Source organism: Streptomyces sp. NPDC041713 (assembly GCF_055591085.1).
Window position 1 is genome coordinate 162,213 of sequence record NZ_JBVIZY010000002.1, and the last position, 19,455, is coordinate 181,667.

A 19,455-nucleotide genomic window follows, 5' to 3' on the forward strand; every position below is an offset into this window, starting at 1 on the left:
ACACAAGCGATCAGTGTCAGGGGCGGGCGATGGAGCAGACACACACCTCCCACAACGGCGCCACGGCGGCGACGCCGGGCGCACAGCGCCGGGTGCTGGTGGTCGAGGACGACCCGACGATCGTCGACGCCATCGCCGCCCGGCTGCGCGCCGAGGGTTTCGTTGTGCAAACGGCCGGCGACGGCCCGTCGGCGGTCGACACCGCCCAGGCGTGGCAGCCCGACCTGCTGATCCTCGACATCATGCTGCCGGGCTTCGACGGCCTTGAGGTGTGCCGCCGGGTGCAGGCGCAGCGTCCCGTCCCGGTGCTCATGCTCACCGCGCGTGACGACGAGACGGACATGCTGGTCGGGCTCGGGGTCGGCGCGGACGACTACATGACCAAGCCGTTCTCCATGCGCGAGCTCGCCGCCCGTGTGCACGTGCTGCTGCGCCGCGTCGAGCGGGCCGCGCTCGCCGCGACCACGCCCCGCAGCGGCATCCTGCGCCTGGGCGAGCTGGAGATCGACCACGCCCAGCGGCGTGTGCGGGTGCGCAGCGAGGACGTCCACCTGACGCCCACCGAGTTCGACCTGCTCGTCTGTCTGGCGAACACCCCGCGCGCCGTCCTCTCCCGCGAGCAGCTGCTCGCGGAGGTGTGGGACTGGGCCGACGCGTCCGGCACCCGGACCGTCGACAGCCACATCAAGGCGCTGCGCCGCAAGATCGGGGCCGAGCGGATCCGTACGGTGCACGGCGTCGGGTACGCGCTGGAGACCCCCACTCCGTGAGGCGGTTCGTGTGATGAGCGGACCTTTCGGAGGGCTGCGGCCCTTCTCCATCAAGACGAAGCTCGGCGCTCTCGTGGTCGTCTCGGTGTTCATCACCACAGGCCTGCTCCTGGTGGCCACGAAGACCGAGACCGAGCTGCGCTTCATCACCGTCTTCTCGGTGATCGCCACGCTCCTCATCACCCAGTTCGTGGCGCACAGCCTCACCGCGCCGCTGGACGAGATGAACGCGGTGGCCCGCGCCGTCTCGCACGGCGACTACACGCGCCGGGTGCGCGGCGCCGACCGGCGCGACGAGCTGGGCGACGTGGCCTCCACGATCAACGCCATGGCCGACGACCTGGAGGCGCAGGACACCCAGCGCAAGGAGCTCGTCGCCAACGTCTCGCACGAGCTGCGCACCCCCATCGCGGCGCTGCGCGCGGTCCTGGAGAACGTGGTCGACGGTGTGTCGGCCGCCGACCCGGAGACGATGCGTACGGCCCTGAAGCAGACCGAGCGCCTCGGGCGGCTCGTCGAGACGCTCCTGGACCTGTCCCGCCTGGACAACGGCGTGGTGCCGCTCAAGGCCCGCAGGTTCGAGGTGTGGCCCTATCTGTCGGGCGTTTTGAAGGAGGCCAACATGGTCGCCTCCGCGCGCGCGGGCATCGCGTCGGGCTCCGGCAGCCACACCCGTACGGACGTCCATCTGCACCTCGACGTGTCGCCGCCGGAGCTGACGGCCCACGCGGACGCGGAGCGGCTCCACCAGGTCGTGGCCAACCTCATCGACAACGCGGTCAAGCACAGCCCGCCGCACGGACGGGTGACGGTACGGGCCCGGCGCGGCCCCCGCCCCGAGTCGCTCGACCTGGAAGTGCTCGACGAGGGTCCCGGCATCCCGGAGTCGGAGTGGCACCGCGTCTTCGAGCGCTTCAACCGGGGCAGCCACGCCGGCGCCCCCGGGAAGGGGTCGGGGAACGACGGCGGCACGGGTCTCGGCCTGGCCATCGCGCGGTGGGCGGTGGACCTCCACGGCGGCCACATCGGGGTGGCCGAATCCCCTCGCGGCTGCCGGATCCAGGTCACTCTTCCGGGCCTGCCCGAGGCTCGAAGTTGACGTAGGGTTCGAGTACAAGCGTTTCACGGTGCTGGTCACGGGCACTCGGGAGCGGCTGCCGCGCGTAGACGTCCCTCAGGCGTACCCGCGCGGCCATCTGGCGTTGCAGAACCTCGCTTGTTTCCCGCCATTCAGTGCGCCGAAACCATCGATCCAGTGTGACTTACGCGACGGATGCCGGGCCCGGTCTGCATCTCACGCCCTGAGAGGCGTAGCCTTTATTTCCGCTGTCCATCACCTTGTGAAGCGGAAGAGGGCGGTTACCGCCGTGTCGTCACAGTCCCCCAGTAGCTCGAGCATCTCGACCGACCAAGACGGGCAGGGCAAGGACCCTGCCGCTGCCTTCGGTCCCAATGAGTGGCTCGTAGACGAGATCTATCAGCAGTACCTCCAGGACCCGAATTCGGTCGACCGAGCCTGGTGGGACTTCTTCGCCGACTACAAGCCGGGCTCGGCCGCTGCCGCCGCCCCGGCCGAGCCGGCGGGTGACGCGGCCGCGGGGGCCGCGGCCACCAGTGCTCCCGCCGCGCCCGCCACCCCGGCGAAGCCCGCGGCCCAGGCCGCGCCCGCCGCCGCTGCTCCGGCCGCTCCCGCGAAGCCCGCGCCCGCCGCCCCGGCCCCCGCCGCGAAGCCCGCCGCCAAGCCCGCCGAGGCCAAGCCGGCCGCGAAGCCCGCCGCCAAGGCGGAGCCCGCGACGGAGGCGCCGGCCGGGCCCGAGTACGTGACGCTGCGCGGCCCCTCGGCCGCCGTCGCGAAGAACATGAACGCCTCGATCGAGGTCCCGACGGCCACGTCGGTCCGCGCGGTCCCGGTGAAGCTGCTCTTCGACAACCGCATCGTCATCAACAACCACCTCAAGCGCGCCCGCGGCGGGAAGATCTCCTTCACGCACCTCATCGGGTACGCGATGGTGCAGGCCATCAAGGCCATGCCGTCGATGAACTACTCCTTCGTGGAGAAGGACGGCAAGCCCACCCTGGTCAAGCCGGAGCACATCAACTTCGGCCTCGCCATCGACCTGGTGAAGCCCAACGGCGACCGCCAGCTGGTCGTCGCGGGCATCAAGAAGGCCGAGACCCTGAACTTCTTCGAGTTCTGGCAGGCCTACGAGGACATCGTCCGGCGCGCCCGCGACGGCAAGCTCGGCATGGACGACTTCACCGGTGTGACGGTCTCGCTGACCAACCCCGGCGGCCTCGGCACCGTCCACTCCGTGCCGCGTCTGATGCCCGGCCAGTCGGTCATCATGGGCGTCGGCTCGATGGACTACCCCGCGGAGTTCCAGGGCACCTCCCAGGACACCCTGAACAAGCTCGGCATCTCGAAGGTCATGACGCTCACGTCGACCTACGACCACCGGGTCATCCAGGGCGCCGCCTCCGGCGAGTTCCTGCGGATCGTCGCGAACCTCCTCCTCGGCGAGCAGGACTTCTACGACGAGATCTTCAAGGCGCTGCGCATCCCTTACGAGCCGGTCCGCTGGCTCAAGGACATCGACGCCTCGCACGACGACGACGTCACGAAGGCCGCCCGCGTCTTCGAGCTGATCCACTCCTACCGCGTCCGCGGCCACGTCATGGCCGACACGGACCCGCTGGAGTACAAGCAGCGCAAGCACCCCGACCTGGACATCACCGAGCACGGCCTCACCCTGTGGGACCTGGAGCGGGAGTTCGCGGTCGGCGGCTTCGCCGGCAAGTCGATGATGAAGCTGCGCGACGTCCTCGGCGTGCTGCGCGACTCGTACTGCCGCACCACCGGCGTCGAGTTCATGCACATCCAGGACCCCAAGCAGCGCAAGTGGCTGCAGGACCGCATCGAGCGCACGCACGCCACCAAGCCCGAGCGCGAGGAGCAGCTGCGCATCCTGCGCCGGCTGAACTCGGCGGAGGCCTTCGAGACCTTCCTGCAGACGAAGTACGTCGGCCAGAAGCGCTTCTCCCTGGAGGGCGGCGAGTCCGTCATCCCGCTGCTCGACGCCGTGCTCGACAGCGCCGCCGAGTCGCGCCTGGACGAGGTCGTCATCGGCATGGCCCACCGCGGCCGCCTGAACGTCCTCGCCAACATCGTCGGCAAGTCGTACGCCCAGATCTTCCGCGAGTTCGAGGGCAACATGGACCCCAAGTCCATGCACGGCTCCGGCGACGTGAAGTACCACCTGGGCGCCGAGGGCACCTTCACCGGCCTGGACGGCGAGCAGATCAAGGTCTCGCTGGCCGCCAACCCGTCCCACCTGGAGACGGTCGACCCGGTCATCGAGGGCATCGTCCGCGCCAAGCAGGACATCATCAACAAGGGCGGCACGGACTTCACGGTCCTGCCCGTCGCCCTGCACGGTGACGCGGCCTTCGCGGGCCAGGGTGTGGTCGCCGAGACGCTCAACATGTCGCAGCTGCGCGGCTACCGCACGGGCGGCACGGTCCACATCGTCATCAACAACCAGGTCGGCTTCACCGCCGCCCCGGAGTCCTCGCGCTCCTCCATGTACGCCACCGACGTGGCCCGCATGATCGAGGCGCCGATCTTCCACGTGAACGGCGACGACCCCGAGGCCGTCGTCCGCGTTGCCCGCCTTGCCTTCGAGTTCCGGCAGGCGTTCAACAAGGACGTCGTCATCGACCTCATCTGCTACCGCCGCCGCGGTCACAACGAGTCGGACAACCCGGCGTTCACGCAGCCGCTGATGTACGACCTGATCGACAAGAAGCGCTCGGTGCGCAAGCTCTACACCGAGTCCCTCATCGGTCGCGGCGACATCACCCTGGAAGAGGCCGAGCAGGCGCTGCAGGACTTCCAGGGCCAGCTGGAGAAGGTCTTCACCGAGGTCCGCGAGGCCGTCTCGCAGCCCGCGCAGGCCGACGTGCCCGCGCCGCAGGCCGAGTTCCCGGTGCACGTGGAGACCGCGATCTCCCAGGAGGTCGTCAAGCGGATCGCCGAGTCCCAGGTCAACATCCCCGACCGGGTCACCGTCCACCCGCGTCTGCTGCCCCAGCTGCAGCGCCGCGCGACGATGGTCGAAGAGGGCACGATCGACTGGGGCATGGGCGAGACCCTCGCCATCGGCTCGCTGCTCCTGGAGGGCACCCCGGTCCGCCTGTCGGGCCAGGACTCCCGCCGCGGCACGTTCGGCCAGCGCCACGCGGTCCTCATCGACCGCGCGACCGGCGAGGACTACACGCCGCTGATGTACCTCTCCGAGGAGCAGGCGCGCTACAACGTCTACGACTCGCTGCTCTCCGAGTACGCGGTGATGGGCTTCGAGTACGGCTACTCGCTGGCCCGTCCCGAGTCCCTCGTCATGTGGGAAGCGCAGTTCGGTGACTTCGTCAACGGCGCGCAGACGGTGGTGGACGAGTACATCTCCGCCGCCGAGCAGAAGTGGAACCAGCACTCCGGCGTCACGCTGCTGCTGCCGCACGGCTACGAGGGCCAGGGCCCGGACCACTCGTCCGCCCGCATCGAGCGCTTCCTCCAGCTGTGCGCGCAGAACAACATGACGGTCGCGATGCCGACCCTGCCGTCGAACTACTTCCACCTCCTGCGCTGGCAGGTGCACAACCCGCACCACAAGCCGCTGGTGGTCTTCACCCCGAAGTCGATGCTGCGCCTGAAGGCGGCGGCCTCGAAGGCGGAGGAGTTCACGACGGGCGGCTTCCGTCCGGTCATCGGCGACGCGTCGGTCGAGGCGTCGGCGGTCCGCAAGGTCGTCTTCTGCGCGGGCAAGCTGTACTACGACCTGGAGGCCGAGCGTCAGAAGCGCGGCGCCACGGACACGGCGATCATCCGCATCGAGCGCCTGTACCCGCTGCCGGGTGCGGAGCTCCAGGCGGAGATCGCCAAGTACCCGAACGCCGAGAAGTACCTGTGGGCGCAGGAGGAGCCGGCGAACCAGGGCGCGTGGCCCTTCATCGCCCTCAACCTCATCGACCACCTGGACCTGGCGGTCGGCGCGGACATCCCGCACGGCGAGCGCCTGCGCCGCATCTCGCGGCCGCACGGCTCGTCCCCCGCGGTCGGTTCGGCCAAGCGTCACCAGGCCGAGCAGGAGCAGCTGATCACCGAGGTCTTCGAGGCGTAGTCCTCGACGGTTCTCCGCACAGGGGGCCCGCCCCCGGGTTCAGTACGAACTCGGGGGCGGGCCCTTCTGCGTCGGCGCCTACCATGAAGGCGAAGAGTCCCACCCCACCAGGAGCATGAGTTGTACTTCACCGACCGTGGCATCGAGGAACTGGAGAAGCGGCGCGGCGAGGAGGAGGTCACCTTCGAGTGGCTCGCCGAGCAGCTCCGCACCTTCGTGGACCTCAACCCCGACTTCGAGGTCCCGGTCGAGCGCCTGGCGACGTGGCTGGCGCGGCTGGACGACGAGGACGAGGACGAGTAGCCGGGGTTGGTCTCGGGGTCGGGGGTGCCCTCCCGGGACGCCTCAGCCCTGTTCCGAGGGGTGACTCAGTCCCGCGCCCGCAGCCGGTCGTACGCGAGGCCCGCGACGCCCTGAGACAGCAGCAGCGCCGCCGCCGTGGCCCAGCCGCCGCTGCGCAGCCGTACCGCGCGCGCCGCGAGCGGCAGCCCCGCGACGATCTGTGCGGTGGCCAGCACCCGCGCCCGTGGCCCACGCACCCAGGGGCCCAACGGGCTCCGCTCGACGGCGACGAACTCCGCCCGCACCGCGTCCCGCCAGCCGGGCCACTCCACCTGCCGTACCCCCTCCTGCACCCGCGCCACCTCGCACAGCCGGCCGGCCGGTGCGCCGGGGGTGAGGCCGGGCGGGAGGGTGAGCCCCGTGCGGGAGAGGACCGCGAGGAGGCCGAGCATCCGGGCGCGGGCGTCGGCCGACCGGTCGGGCCGGGTGAGGGCTTCCAGGGACTGCATGTCCAGTACGGGGTCGAGGCCGAGCCGCGCGGCCAGGGTCCGCATCGCCTCGTCCTCCCCCACGGCCGTGCCGTTCGCGAGCCATTCATAGCCGACGGTCCGCCGGAAGCCCACGGCGAGGATGCAGCCGGACCAGTCGCGGTCCCACCACAGGGCGAGCACCGGCCGGCCCGAGCCGACGGCGAGCGCGGTGGCCCACCCGGTGAGCACCCGGTCCACCGGCTCCTCGCCGTGCAGCCACGGGCTGCCCTCGGGCACCAGCACGCTCCAGCCGTAGCCGGCCTCGGTCATCAGCATCCGCTCGCGCAGCAGCCGGGCGGAGGGCTCCACGGTGTCGGGCGCGGCCCGGCAGAGCAGGAGCGCGCCGGCGGCCGCGGCGGTCCCTGCGGCTCCGGAGGTGCCGGAGGTGCCGGAGGTGCGGGGCGTGGATGGATCGGACGACATGACCCCACGCTAGGACAGATCGGCACATTCGGCGCAGAGACCGGGTGGGCCGGGCTGGCCGGAAACCCCGGGGGGCGGGGTGGGTTCACTCTCTCGTGTGTCTTGACTTCCGGGATCCGCGATATATCGTGAATGACAAAGAACGCGATATGGCGCGTCGACGTCCCGTGAGGGGCCCGCCAAGGAGGTCAGGTCATGTCAGAGTGGTCCGTCGCCGAGCCACAGAAGCTCACGTTCGACGCCCCCGTGACGGCACTTCACGTACGGGTGGTCAACGGAACGGTGAACGTGGTGGGCACCGACGAAGGTTCCGCCCGCCTGGAGATCTCCGAGATGACGGGCCCGCCCCTGCGGGTCACCCATGAGGACGGCGTCCTCACGGTCGCCTATGACGACCTGCCCTGGAAGGGCTTCCTGAAGTGGCTCGACCGCAAGGGCTGGCACCGCAGCGCGGTGGTCTCTCTCGCCGTCCCCGCGGCGACTCGCGTCGAGGTGGGCGTGGTCGGCGCGGGCGCCGTGGTCTCCGGCATCGAGGGCCGCGCCGAGGTGAAGGGCGTCACCGGTGACACGACCCTGCTCGGCCTCTCGGGTCCGGTCCGCGCCTCCACGGTCTCCGGGAGCCTGGAGGCCCAGAGCGTGACGGGCGACCTCCGCTTCAACTCCGTCTCCGGCACCCTGACGGTGGTCGAGGCGTCGGGCTCCTCCGTCCGGGCGGACTCGGTGAGCGGTTCGATGATCGTGGACCTGGCGCCGGCGGGCGGCCCGACCGATGTCGCCCTGACGAGCGTCTCGGGCGAGATAGCGATCCGGCTGCCGCACCCGGCGGACGCCGAGGTCGAGGTGGACACGGCGAGCGGCGCGGTGTCGAACGCCTTCGAGGACCTCCGGGTGGGCGGCCAGTGGGGTGCCAAGCGGATCACCGGCCGGCTGGGCACGGGCCGCGGACGGCTGAGGGCGACGACCGTCTCGGGCTCCATCGCGCTCCTGCGCAGGCCGCAGGTGGAGGAAGATCATGACGACGAGGCCCCCCTGGACATCGTCCCGGCGGACGCCGGCCCCACGGACGCCACCCCCACCGACGCCGCCGCCACGCCACCGGACGGCCCGAACGACGACCCGACCCCCAAGAAGGTGCTCTGACATGCCCCCCGTGTTCGCCCACGGCCGCCTGCGTCTGTATCTGCTCAAGCTGCTCGACGAGGCCCCCCGCCATGGCTACGAGGTGATCCGCCTCCTCGAAGAGCGCTTCCAGGGGTTGTACGCACCCTCGGCAGGCACCGTCTACCCCCGCCTCGCGAAGCTGGAGGCCGAGGGGCTGGTCACGCACACCAGCGAGGGCGGCCGGAAGGTCTACGCCATCACGGACGCCGGCCGCGCCGAACTGGCCGACCGCAGCGGCGAGCTGGCCGACCTGGAGCTGGAGATCCGCGACTCGGTCGCCGAGCTCGCCGCCGAGATCCGCGACGGCGTCCAGGGAGCCGCAGGTGAACTGCGCCGCGAGATGCGGGCGGCCGCGAAGGAGGCACGCGCCACGGGTGGTTCGACCCAGGAGGGCTCGGCCACGGGTGGTTCGGCGCAGGGCCGGTCCTTCCCGGACCCGAGCGACTTCTTCGACGGCGTCTGGGGCGACAAGGAGAGCCTGCGGCTGGCGAAGGAGGAGTTCAAGCGGGCCAAGCAGGAGTGGAAGGAGCAGGCCCGCCGGGCGAAGGACGAGAGCCGCCGGGCCCGCGAGGAGGCCCAGCGCGCCCGCCGCCAGGCCAAGGAGGCCCAGGAGAACGCCCGCACCCAGGCCCGGGAGGCCCAGGAGGAGGCCCAGCGCATCGCGCGCCGGGTGCAGGAACAGGTCCAGGTCCACTTCGCGCGGGGCGACTGGCCGACGGGCGTACGCGAAGGCATGGCGGAACTGGCCAAGGAGTTCGGCGAGTTCGGCATGAGGTTCGGCCGGGACTTCGGCAAGAACTTCGGCACTCGTTCCGACGGGGCGGACTCCGAGGCCGGGTCGAGGTCGGGGACGGAGTCGAGGTCGGGGACGGAGTCGAGGTCGGGGACTGAGACCGACGTGGGCGCTGGGCCCGTGTTCACCTCGGCCCCCGAGGATCTTCCCGTCGAGTACGTGCCCGCGTGGGCCCGCGAGGATTCCACCGGTGACCCCGGCCGGGACCTCGACCGCCTCCTGGACCGTTTCCGCGACGACATCCGCGACGCGGCCCGGGACCACGGGGTGACGGAGGACCAACTCCGCGAGTCCCGCCGCCACTTGTCCCAGGCGGCGGCCCACATCGCCGCGACGCTGCGCACGCCGGGGCGCACGCCGTGAGGTCCGGGGACCCACGGGCCCCCAGGGTCACCTGAACCCGCGAGGCGCCGAGGGCGGCCCCGAAAGCACGGGGCGCTGCCCTGCAGGCTGCGCCTACCCGGCCGGCCCGTGCGACCCGGTGCGAGTCCGGGCCCCCTCCCTGGCGGCCTGCGACGGCGAGCCGAGGCCCAGACCCGAAAGCACGGGCCCACTGCCCTGCCAGCTGCGCCTGCCCTGGCCGTCGGCCCGCCCGGCCCGGGGCGGGTCCGAGCCCCCTCCCCGGCCGCCTGCGACGGCGACCCGAGGACCGGACCCGAAAGCACGGGCCACTGCCCTGCAAGCTGCGACTACCCGGCCGGCCCGCGCGGCCCTGTGCGGTACGGGCCCCCTCCCTGGCGGCCTGCGATGGCGAGCCGAGGGCCGGACCCGAAAGCACTGCCCACTGCCCTACAGGCTGCGCCTACCCGGCCGGCTCGCGCGGCCCGGTGCGGGTCCGGGCCCGCCCCCCCTGGCCGCCTGCGACGGCGAGCGCTCCACGGCGACATGCCGCCGCCTGCTGGGCGGCGCCTTCCCCAGCCAGGACGCCGGGCGCGAACTGCCCGTACGTCCGTACGACCCGCACGACATGTCGGCCCCGTCCGCCCCGGCCACCCATCCGCCCATCCGCCCATCCACCCGTCCGCCCCGCGAGGTCAGGCGGCCTCGCCGTAGAGGACCCGTTCCAGGTTCGCGTGCGTCACGCCGTGGTCCGCGAGGATCTCCGAGACCGCTCCGGGGCGGACGCAGAGGGCCAGGAGCAGGTGCTGTCCGCCGATCGTGCGGTCATGGCGTGCGGTCGCGAGCCGGAGGGACTTCACGAGGACCTCCTTGGCGTCCCGCCCGAAGAGCACCCGGCCGAGCCGCTGCCGCCAGCCCCTCCGTCCAGAACCGGCACCCGCACGGGCACCCGCACCCGCACCGCCGCCCGCCCGGGCACCCGCACCCGCACCCGCACCCGCCAACGCCCCGACCCCGTGCGCCTCTTCGACGCGGGAGACGATCTCGTCGACGTCCACGCCCAGGTCGGCGAGGGCCTGCGCGTCGGCCCGCGAGAGCCCGCCGCGACGCCGCGCTTCGGCGAGGGCCCGCTCGATGGACGTACGCCGGTCCGCCGCGCCCAGAGCCCGCAGCGCGAACGCGGCCCGACCGACCACCGGCCGCCCGACGCTCTCGTCCGCCCCCTCCCCCACCCGCGCCTCCGCACCCGCGCTCTCGTCGAGCAGGGACAGGAGGGCGAGCAGCAGATGGCCGTCGTCGACCGATGCCGCGCCCGCCCGTTCCGCCTGGCCGATCGCGCCGACGACCACCGCGCGGGCCTCGTCCGTGAACTTCTCGAACATCACTGCCTCCCGTACTTCTTGTGCACGGCCTGCCTGCTGACGCCGAGCTCGGCGGCGATCTCCTGCCAGGACCAGCCCTGCAGGCGGGCGCTGCGCACCTGCACGGCCTCCAGCTGCTCCACGAGCTTGCGCAGCGCGGTCACGGCGCGGAGCCCGATCCGTGGGTCGCGGTCGCCCGCGCGCTCGGCGAGATCCGTTGCTTCGGTCATGCATGTCAACTTACGTTGACATGAGGCAGACGTCAACCACGGTTGACGGCAGTTGGCGTGAGGGTGAGGGGGCGGCGGCTCAGACCTCCAGGACGATCTTGCCGAACTGGTCACCGGACTCCAGCCGTTCGAAGCCCTCCCTGGCGCGGTCCAAGGGCAGCACCTCGTCGACCACCGGCCGTACGCCCGTGGCCGCGCAGAAGGCCAGCAGGTCCTCCAGCTCGTCCTTGGTGCCCATCGTCGAGCCGACCACCTTCAGCTCCAGGAAGAAGATCCGGGTGAGTTCGGCGTGCGCGGGGCGGTCGCCGCTGGTGGCGCCCGAGATGACCAGCGTGCCGCCCGGCTTGAGCGACTTGACCGAGTGGGACCAGGTCGCCGCGCCCACCGTCTCGATCACCGCGTCCACCCGCTGCGGAAGCCGGGCACCCGCCTCGACGGCCTCGACGGCGCCCAGTTCGAGCGCCCGCTTGCGCTTGGCCTCGTCCCGGCTCGTCGCGAAGACGCGCAGGCCGGCCGCCTTGCCGAGCACGATCGCGGCCGTGGCGACACCGCCGCCCGCGCCCTGCACGAGGACCGAATCGCCGGGCCGTACCCCGGCGTTGGTGAAGAGCATCCGGTAGGCGGTCAGCCACGCGGTCGGCAGGCAGGCCGCCTCGGCGATGGAGAGCTCCTTCGGCTTGGGCAGCACGTTCCAGGTGGGGACGGCGACCCGCTCGGCGAAGGTGCCCTGGTACTTCTCGGTGAGGATCGAGCGGCCCTCGCGGGGCCCGACGCCGTGCCCGCTCTGGCCGATGACGGAGTGGAGCACCACCTCGTTGCCGTCCTCGTCGATCCCGGCGGCGTCACAGCCGAGGATCATCGGCAGCTTCTCCTCGGCCAGGCCGACCCCGCGCAGCGACCACAGGTCGTGGTGGTTGAGGGAGGCGGCCCTGACGTTCACGGTCGACCAGCCGGGGCGCGCCTCGGGGGCTGGCCGCTCCCCCAACTCGAGGCCGGCGAGCGGCTGGTCACGGTCGATACGAGCAGCGTAGGCAGCGAACATGAGGTGACCCTAGGCGTCACCTCGGCCCGGACGGAACCACGTACGGCTGTGACACGCGCCGCGCTCGCCCACGGCCGCCGCTCACCCACCGGCGCCGCTCACCCACAGGCGCCGCTCACCCACGGCCACCGCCCACCCACGGGCCCCGCTCACCCACGGCCGCCAAACGCACCGCGCCCCCGGCCGCACGAGGTGCACGGCAGGGGGCGCGGTGGATGCCCGTACCCGGAGTCAGCTCCGGGCCACGCCCTCGGCGCGGGCGGCGGCGGCGACCGCCGCCGTGACGGCCGGGGCGACCCGCTCGTCGAACGGCGAGGGGATCACGTAGTCCGCGGAGAGCTCGTCGCCGACGACGTTCGCGAGGGCGTCGGCCGCGGCGATCTTCATGCCCTCGGTGATGCGCGAGGCACGCACCTGGAGCGCACCGGCGAAGATGCCGGGGAAGGCGAGCACGTTGTTGATCTGGTTCGGGTAGTCCGAGCGCCCGGTCGCCACCACGGCCGCGTACTTGTGCGCGACGTCGGGGTGGACCTCGGGGTTCGGGTTGGCCATGGCGAACACGAAGGAGTTCGGCGCCATGGAGGCCACCGCGGGCTCGGGGACGGTGCCGCCCGAGACGCCGATGAAGACGTCGGCGCCTTCGAGGGCCGCCTCCAGCGAACCGCTGATGCCGGCCTTGTTCGTCAGCTCGGCGAGCTCGCGCTTGACCGGGGTGAGGTCGTCCCGGTCGCGGCTCACGACGCCCTTGCGGTCGGCGACCGCCACGTCGCCGAGTCCCGCTTCGAGGAGGAACTTGGCGATGGCGACCCCGGCCGCGCCCGCGCCGGAGATGACGGCGCGCAGCTCGCCGAGCGTGCGCCCGGTCAGCTTCGCCGCGTTCCGCAGCGCGGCCAGCGTGACGACGGCGGTGCCGTGCTGGTCGTCGTGGAAGACCGGGATGTCGAGGCGCTCCTGCAGCTTGCGCTCGATCTCGAAGCACCGGGGTGCCGAGATGTCCTCCAGGTTGACGCCGCCGAACGACGGCGCGAGGCGCACGACGGTCTCGACGATCTCGTCGGCGTCCGTCGTCGCGAGCGCGATCGGCACCGCGTCCACGCCGCCGAACTGCTTGAACAGGATGGCCTTGCCCTCCATCACCGGGAGGGAGGCCTCGGCGCCGATGTCGCCGAGACCGAGCACGGCGGTCCCGTCGGTCACCACGGCGACGACATTGGATTTCCACGTGTAGTCGTGGACGAGCTCCGGCCGCTCGGCGATCGCGCTGCACACCTTCGCGACGCCGGGCGTGTAAGCCAGGGACAGGTCGTCCTTGTCGCGGACCGGCACGGTGGCCTGCACGGCCATCTTGCCGCCGCGGTGCAGCGCAAAAGCCGGATCGAAGGGCTCGGCCGCACCCGCGGGGCCCTCGTGATCCGTACTGCTGTCGCTGCGAGGATTGACGATCTCCGCTGCCACTTGTCTGACCCCTTAAGTCTTATTCATCAGTTGAGGGTGTCCACTCCCGGTTGAGAAGTGGGCGGGCACCGCGTCCGTTCCCCGCCTGTCGGCGGAGGGAGGTACGGACACGCGGGCGCGCCGCACACGCGCCCTGGGCCCCGGATGAGGGGTGTAGCCAACCTTTGTACCCGAAGGCGGCGGGCACGGGCGAGTGACATTGGTTGCAGCCAGCTCCGCAGACGTCCCTCGAGGCCGGGACGAGTGGCACTGGTCCGCGCGGATGACCTGCGCGACGGCACTGGGTGCCATCTTCGGTAGCCCGCATTCCGCGATCAAGGTCCTCGTAATCGGCCTTTTCCGACATGGGGCCGCTCGCCCGGAAAGGACGCATGCCCTACCGGCCCCGAACACCCGATGTCCGAATTCTCCGAATAGTGCATGCCAGCGGTCCGCATAGCGAGATTCACCGGATATTCATCGATTGACGGCGATTCGCTCCGACCCCCATACGCCCGTGCCGTACCGGGATGAAGTGATTCGAGGCTCGCCCGTTATCCGATTTTGACATCTCCGGCACCCAGAATCGGACGGTCCGAATGGCAAGATGCCGTCATCACACGAGGTCGCGACACCCGAAGGTGTGTGCCCGACCCATCGGCAACTCCCTCATCCGCCGGAGGACCCACCATGACCGCCAGCTCCATTTGTCGCAGGACCGCAGCGAAGTCCGCTAAGTCACGGATTACGGCGGTCGGCGCCATCGCGGTCGCGGGCGCGCTGCTGCTTTCCGGCTGCGGCGACCAGACCAACGACAAGGGGAGCAACTCGGTCGGCAACGCCCCGCTCGCCGACAAGCTTCCGAAGGACATCCGCGACAAGGGCGTCCTCAAGGTCGGGTCCGACATCGCCTATCCGCCGGTCGAATTCAAGGACAAGTCCGGCAACACCGTGGGCATCGACCCCGATCTGGGCGAGGCGCTGGGCAAGCAGCTCGGGGTGAAGGTCCAGTTCGACAACGGCACGTTCGACACCCTCCTCGGCGGACTGCGCTCCAAGCGCTACGACATCGCGATGTCGGCCATGACCGACACGAAGAACCGCCAGGAGGGCGTCGACGAGGAGACCGGCAAGAAGGTCGGCACCGGCGTCGACTTCATCGACTACTTCACCGCGGGCGTATCGAACTACACCAAGAAGGGTGAGACCCAGGGGATCGAGACCTGGTCGGACCTCTGCGGCAAGAAGATCGTCGTCCAGCGCGGCACCGTCTCGCACGACCTGGCCAAGGCCGAGTCCAAGAAGTGCAAGGGCGGCAAGAAGATCTCGATCGAGCAGTACGACAACGACCAGCAGGCCCAGGCCCGGCTGCGCTCCGGCGCCGCCGACGCGGGCTCGTCCGACTTCCCCGTGGCCGCGTACGCGGTGAAGACCTCGGGCGGCGGCAAGGACTTCGAGCTGGTCGGCGAGCAGGTCGAGGCCGCCCCGTACGGCATCGCGGTCTCCAAGAAGAACCCCGAGCTGCGGGACGCCCTCAAGGCCGCGCTCGACGCGATCATCAAGAACGGCGATTACGGAAAGATCATCAAGAAGTGGGGCGTCGAGGACGGCGCGGTCAAGGAAGCCAAGGTCAACGGCGGCAAGTGATCCACCTCCCCCTCCCTCCCCGTCGCTGAAAGGCCACGCACGTGACCCCCGACATCTCCAAGAAGGGCCCGGCGGACGACGTCCCCACGGCCCGCCCCGCGGAGGCCATCAAGGCCATCCCGGTCCGGCACTTCGGCCGGTACATAGCCGCTGTCCTCGCGATCGGCGTCCTCGCCGCGATCGTCGTCGCCTTCGCGCAGGGTGACATCAGCTGGGGCGCGATCCCCGACAACTTCTTCGACGAGCGCATCCTCAAGGGTGTCCGCGAGACGCTGATCCTCACCTTCCTCTCGATGCTCATCGGCGTGGTCGGCGGTGTGCTGCTGTCGATCATGCGGCTGTCGAAGAACCCGGTGACCCAGTCGATCGCCTGGTTCTACATCTGGTTCTTCCGCGGTACGCCGGTCCTGGTCCAGCTCTTCGTCTGGTTCAACCTCGGCTTCGTCTTCGACTACATCAACCTCGGCCCGGTCTACAAGGACGAGTGGTCGGACTTCATGACGCCGTTCCTGACGGCGCTGCTCGGACTCGGCCTGAACGAGGCCGCGTACATGGCGGAGATCTGCCGCGCCGGCCTGCTCTCGGTCGACGAGGGCCAGACCGAGGCCGCGCACGCCCTCGGCATGAGCCACAACAAGACGCTGCGCCGCGTGGTCCTCCCGCAGGCGATGCGCGTGGTCGTCCCGCCGACCGGCAACGAGTTCATCAACATGCTGAAGACGACGTCGCTGGTCGCCGCCGTCCAGTACTACGAGCTCCTCAAGTACGCCCAGGACATCGGCACCTCGTCCGGTGCGACGGTCGAGACGCTGCTGCTCGCCGCCTGCTGGTACCTGATCATGACGTCGATCCTCAGCGTCGGTCAGTTCTACCTGGAGCGTTACTACGCGCGCGGTTCGTCGCGCTCGCTGCCCGGCACCCCGTTCCAGAAGATCAAGGCCCACATGCTGTCCCTGAACAGCCCGCGGGGAGGCACCGCATGACCGCCATGGTGAAGGCCGAAGGCGTCCACAAGTCCTTCGGCAACGTAGAGGTCCTCAAGGGCATCGACCTGGAAGTGAAGTCGGGTGAGGTGTTCTGCCTCATCGGCCCGTCCGGCTCCGGCAAGTCGACGTTCCTGCGCTGCATCAACCACCTGGAGAAGGTCAACGCCGGCCGGCTGTACGTCGACGGCGAACTGGTGGGCTACCGGCAGAAGGGGGACAAGCTGTACGAGCTCAAGGACAGCGAGGTCGCCCTCAAGCGCCGGGACATCGGCATGGTCTTCCAGCGCTTCAACCTCTTCCCGCACATGACGGCGCTGGAGAACGTCATGGAGGCGCCGGTCCAGGTCAGGGGCGTCCCCAAGGCCCAGGCCCGGGAGCGCGCCGGCCAGCTCCTGGAGCGCGTGGGCCTCGCCGACAAGGCGGGCAACTACCCCTCGCAGCTCTCCGGCGGCCAGCAGCAGCGCGTGGCGATCGCCCGCGCGCTCGCGATGGACCCGAAGCTGATGCTGTTCGACGAGCCGACGTCGGCGCTCGACCCCGAGCTGGTCGGCGACGTGCTCGACGTGATGCGCGACCTCGCGGAGTCCGGCATGACGATGGTCGTCGTCACGCACGAGATGGGCTTCGCCCGCGAGGTCGGCGACAGCCTCGTCTTCATGGACGGCGGCGTGGTGGTCGAGTCCGGCCACCCGCGCGACGTGCTGACCAACCCGCAGCAGGAGCGCACGCAGTCGTTCCTGTCGAAGGTGCTGTAGCAGCACCCCGTGAGGGGCGCGGGGAACTGCGCGAGCAACCACGGCGGACCCGCACCCGGGAACGCGCGAAGGGGCGGTACGGATCACGCATCCGTACCGCCCCTTCGCGCGCAGGTCACTTGAGGCCGAGAACCATCGCATCGGAGGGCGACGCCCACACCGTCCGCGCCTCGCCGAAGCCCGCCTCGCGCAGCGTCCGCGCGTGCCACTCGGGCGACGGCGTGTCGCCGTCCGCGTGCTCCCCGTAGATCTCGAACCGCCTGGCGGTGGGCTCGGCAAGCACCGGGTCCTTGGCGGCGAGCTGCCACCACTCCTTCCAGTCCACGGCGCCCTCGGCCTTGGCGCGGTCCATCCGGGCGTGGCGCTGGGCGCGGTCGGCCTCGTTCAGGCGCGGGGTCGCCGGATCGGGCATGTGGTCGGCGTTCATGAAGACGCCGCCGTCCCGGACGAGGCCGGCGACCTGGCCGTAGAGGGTGGCCAACGGCTCGCTGAAGAGCCAGTGCAGTGCGGTGGCGGTGAGCACGGCGTCGTAGCTGTCGTGCGGCAGCGCGGCGGCCCAGTCGGGGTCCTTCAGGTCGGCCGTGACGAAGGTGACCCGGTCGTCCCCGGCGAAGGTGCCCTCGGCGATGGTGAGCAGCGCGGGATCGAGGTCGACGCCGACGCTGGTGGCGTCCGGGAACCTCTGGAGCAGCCGGTCCGTAATACTTCCCGTACCGCACGCCAGGTCCAGGACGCGCGGCGCGGTTCCCACCACGGCCTCGACCATGTCGAGCATGATGCGGAAGCGTTCCTCGCGGTCGGGCAGATACCACTGCTGCTGCCGGTCCCAGCTGTCCTGCCAGGCGCGCCAGTCGGTGCCGAGCGTGGCGCCGGTCCCGGCCCCGGTCCCCGTGCCCGTACCCGTCCCCGTATCCGTCATCAGAACCCCTCCACTCCGTAATACCCTGGTACCGCAATCGGCCATTACCGGCCGACGAGAAGGACCATAGCCCGCCCTCGTAAGGACTACAAGTGGAACTGGCCTATTACTCGGACTACGCCGTACGCCTGGTCAACAGCGAGGAGCCGGGCCGCAACAAGGACACGCTGACGTCCGTCGAGGCGATCAGGGAGCTGTTCGGATCGAGCACGCAGATGGCCCGCCGCGCCACGGACTCGGACGTGACGCGCTTCCGGTCCGTGCGGGGCAGGCTCCGGGCGGTCTTCGAGGCGGCGGACGGCGGCGACGAGACGCTCGCGGTCGACCTGCTGAACTCACTGCTCCTGGAGTTCCCGGTCAGCCCGCAGATCTCGGGCCACGACCACCGGGACGACGACGGGCGCCCGCTGTGGCACATGCATCTGGCGGACCACCCCTCGAACGCGACGGCCGGGTACGCCGCGATCGCCGCGATGGGGCTCGCCTTCCACCTCACCGAGCACGGCGTGGACCGGCTCGGCCTGTGCGAGGCCGCGCCGTGCCGCAACGCCTACCTCGACACGTCGACGAACCGCTCCCGGCGCTACTGCTCGGACCGCTGCGCGACCCGCGCCAACGTCGCCGCCTACCGCGCCCGCAAGCGCCTGGAGACGGAGCGTTCGGCGGGCACCGGCCGTACGGCGCCCAGCGCCCAGCGCGCCAGCGCCAGCGGTGAGCGGCGCCCCGCCGCCGGCGGACGGTAGCGGAACCGCACCTTCCCGACCACGAGTTCCTCGGGGACGACCCCGTAGTCCGTGCTGTCCCCGCCCGCGAAGGCGTTGTCACCGAGCACCCACCAGCCGCCCTCGCGCCGCTCCTTGGCCCGCTTGACGACCAACAGGTCCTGCTGGAACGGATGACACAGGATCACCACGTCACCCGGACGTACGCGCGCGCCCCATCGCACCAGCAAGCGGTCCCCGTGCTGGAGCGTGGGCACCATCGAAGGGCCCGTCACCTCCGCCGCGCCCCACGGCACAAGGGCCCTTGCGCGCTCGCTCTCCTGCGACAGTTCCGGCATCACCGGCACCTCCCCGGTCCTATCCTCCACCAGTCCCAGTCTGGACCCGGACTTTTGTCCTAAGCCCATGGGGGCACTCGCGAAAACCCGCCTCTCACGGAGTAATGTCCCACCTGAGAAGACGATCACGAGGAGGACAGCACCATGCTTTCCCGCCTGTTTGCCCCCAAGGTGAAGGTCAGCGCCCACTGCGACCTGCCCTGCGGTGTGTACGACCCGGCCCAGGCCCGCATCGAGGCGGAGTCGGTCAAGGCCGTGCAGGAGAAGATGGCCGGCAACGACGACGCGCACTTCCAGGCGCGCGCCACGGTCATCAAGGAGCAGCGCGCCGAGCTCGCGAAGCACCACGTTTCGGTTCTCTGGAGCGACTACTTCAAGCCGCCGCACTTCGAGAAGTACCCGGAGCTGCACCAGCTGGTCAACGACGCTCTCAAGGCCCTCTCGGCCGCCAAGGGCTCGACCGACCCGGCCACCGGCCAGAAGGCGCTGGACTACATCGCCCAGATCGACAAGATCTTCTGGGAGACCAAGAAGGCCTGACCCGCA

Annotated in this window: 18 protein-coding genes; 11 read left to right on the plus strand and 7 right to left on the minus strand. The window is 70.7% G+C overall.

The annotated features are described in order from the left end of the window. Positions 1–29: 29 nt before the first annotated feature. The 4 genes from ACZ6CV_RS05605 (at position 30) to ACZ6CV_RS05620 (ending at position 6,250) form a co-directional block, all read left to right on the plus strand. Positions 30–770, plus strand: coding sequence for a response regulator transcription factor (locus tag ACZ6CV_RS05605; protein WP_055701842.1), 741 nt, complete (start codon positions 30–32; stop codon positions 768–770). Between the two features lie 13 nt (positions 771–783). Further along, positions 784–1,869 (plus strand): HAMP domain-containing sensor histidine kinase, encoded by a 1,086-nt coding sequence (locus ACZ6CV_RS05610; RefSeq protein ID WP_469249738.1) that lies wholly within the window; start codon positions 784–786, stop codon positions 1,867–1,869. 268 nt (positions 1,870–2,137) lie between these two features. Beyond that, complete coding sequence (locus ACZ6CV_RS05615; protein ID WP_469249739.1) at positions 2,138–5,947, plus strand: multifunctional oxoglutarate decarboxylase/oxoglutarate dehydrogenase thiamine pyrophosphate-binding subunit/dihydrolipoyllysine-residue succinyltransferase subunit; 3,810 nt, start codon at positions 2,138–2,140, stop codon at positions 5,945–5,947. A gap of 120 nt (positions 5,948–6,067) precedes the next feature. Continuing rightward, on the plus strand, positions 6,068–6,250 hold the full coding sequence (locus tag ACZ6CV_RS05620) for a DUF6104 family protein (RefSeq protein WP_003961784.1): 183 nt from the start codon (positions 6,068–6,070) through the stop codon (positions 6,248–6,250). 65 nt (positions 6,251–6,315) lie between these two features. Here the strand turns inward: ACZ6CV_RS05620 and ACZ6CV_RS05625 are convergent, their stop codons facing one another. Beyond that, positions 6,316–7,182, minus strand: a complete 867-nt coding sequence (locus tag ACZ6CV_RS05625) for a hypothetical protein (protein WP_469249740.1) — start codon at positions 7,180–7,182, stop codon at positions 6,316–6,318. A gap of 195 nt (positions 7,183–7,377) precedes the next feature. On the opposite strand from ACZ6CV_RS05625, the gene ACZ6CV_RS05630 reads away from it, so the two are divergent. Beyond that, positions 7,378–8,322 carry a DUF4097 family beta strand repeat-containing protein gene (locus tag ACZ6CV_RS05630; protein WP_469249741.1) on the plus strand — a complete coding sequence of 315 codons (945 nt, stop codon included), beginning with the start codon at positions 7,378–7,380 and terminating at the stop codon, positions 8,320–8,322. A gap of 1 nt (position 8,323) precedes the next feature. Further along, on the plus strand, positions 8,324–9,499 hold the full coding sequence (locus ACZ6CV_RS05635; RefSeq protein WP_469249742.1) for a helix-turn-helix transcriptional regulator: 1,176 nt from the start codon (positions 8,324–8,326) through the stop codon (positions 9,497–9,499). Between the two features lie 671 nt (positions 9,500–10,170). Here ACZ6CV_RS05635 and ACZ6CV_RS05640 read toward each other — a convergent pair. The 4 genes from ACZ6CV_RS05640 to ACZ6CV_RS05655 all read right to left on the minus strand — a co-directional run bounded on the left by ACZ6CV_RS05640 (position 10,171) and on the right by ACZ6CV_RS05655 (position 13,563). Further along, on the minus strand, positions 10,171–10,857 hold the full coding sequence (locus ACZ6CV_RS05640; protein ID WP_469249743.1) for a Clp protease N-terminal domain-containing protein: 687 nt from the start codon (positions 10,855–10,857) through the stop codon (positions 10,171–10,173). After that, positions 10,857–11,066: a sigma factor-like helix-turn-helix DNA-binding protein gene (locus ACZ6CV_RS05645; protein ID WP_355802881.1), complete on the minus strand. Its 210-nt coding sequence runs from the start codon at positions 11,064–11,066 to the stop codon at positions 10,857–10,859. The genes ACZ6CV_RS05640 and ACZ6CV_RS05645 overlap by 1 nt, the downstream gene beginning before the upstream one ends. A 79-nt stretch (positions 11,067–11,145) precedes the next feature. Beyond that, entirely contained in the window at positions 11,146–12,108 is a 963-nt protein-coding gene (locus tag ACZ6CV_RS05650; RefSeq protein WP_469249744.1) for a zinc-binding dehydrogenase, read from the minus strand. A 231-nt stretch (positions 12,109–12,339) separates the two neighbouring features. Then, entirely contained in the window at positions 12,340–13,563 is a 1,224-nt protein-coding gene (locus tag ACZ6CV_RS05655; protein ID WP_362364666.1) for an NAD(P)-dependent malic enzyme, read from the minus strand. Between the two features lie 669 nt (positions 13,564–14,232). Here ACZ6CV_RS05655 and ACZ6CV_RS05660 point away from each other — a divergent pair. From ACZ6CV_RS05660 to ACZ6CV_RS05670, 3 genes are read left to right on the plus strand one after another with little or no spacing between them, the layout of a single operon-like run. Continuing rightward, on the plus strand, positions 14,233–15,189 hold the full coding sequence (locus ACZ6CV_RS05660) for an ABC transporter substrate-binding protein (RefSeq protein ID WP_362364663.1): 957 nt from the start codon (positions 14,233–14,235) through the stop codon (positions 15,187–15,189). Positions 15,190–15,230: 41 nt separating this feature from the next. Beyond that, the gene (locus ACZ6CV_RS05665; RefSeq protein WP_469249745.1) at positions 15,231–16,172 is read left to right on the plus strand and encodes an amino acid ABC transporter permease; all 942 of its coding nucleotides are present in this window, start codon (positions 15,231–15,233) and stop codon (positions 16,170–16,172) included. Next, complete coding sequence (locus ACZ6CV_RS05670; protein WP_469249746.1) at positions 16,169–16,930, plus strand: amino acid ABC transporter ATP-binding protein; 762 nt, start codon at positions 16,169–16,171, stop codon at positions 16,928–16,930. Before ACZ6CV_RS05665 ends, ACZ6CV_RS05670 begins: the two co-directional genes overlap by 4 nt. Positions 16,931–17,045: 115 nt before the next feature. Here ACZ6CV_RS05670 and ACZ6CV_RS05675 read toward each other — a convergent pair whose 3' ends face one another. Then, complete coding sequence (locus tag ACZ6CV_RS05675; protein ID WP_469249747.1) at positions 17,046–17,849, minus strand: methyltransferase; 804 nt, start codon at positions 17,847–17,849, stop codon at positions 17,046–17,048. Positions 17,850–17,941: 92 nt separating this feature from the next. Here ACZ6CV_RS05675 and ACZ6CV_RS05680 point away from each other — a divergent pair, with 92 nt between their 5' ends. Beyond that, positions 17,942–18,592 carry a CGNR zinc finger domain-containing protein gene (locus ACZ6CV_RS05680; protein ID WP_469249748.1) on the plus strand — a complete coding sequence of 217 codons (651 nt, stop codon included), beginning with the start codon at positions 17,942–17,944 and terminating at the stop codon, positions 18,590–18,592. Here ACZ6CV_RS05680 and sodX read toward each other — a convergent pair. Then, positions 18,475–18,909, minus strand: a complete 435-nt coding sequence (gene sodX / locus ACZ6CV_RS05685) for a nickel-type superoxide dismutase maturation protease (RefSeq protein WP_469250283.1) — start codon at positions 18,907–18,909, stop codon at positions 18,475–18,477. The two genes, ACZ6CV_RS05680 and sodX, sit on opposite strands and share 118 nt — an antisense overlap. Positions 18,910–19,053: 144 nt before the next feature. Here sodX and sodN point away from each other — a divergent pair, with 144 nt between their 5' ends. Next, positions 19,054–19,449, plus strand: coding sequence for a superoxide dismutase, Ni (gene sodN, locus ACZ6CV_RS05690; RefSeq protein WP_078075133.1), 396 nt, complete (start codon positions 19,054–19,056; stop codon positions 19,447–19,449). Positions 19,450–19,455 lie beyond the last annotated feature (6 nt).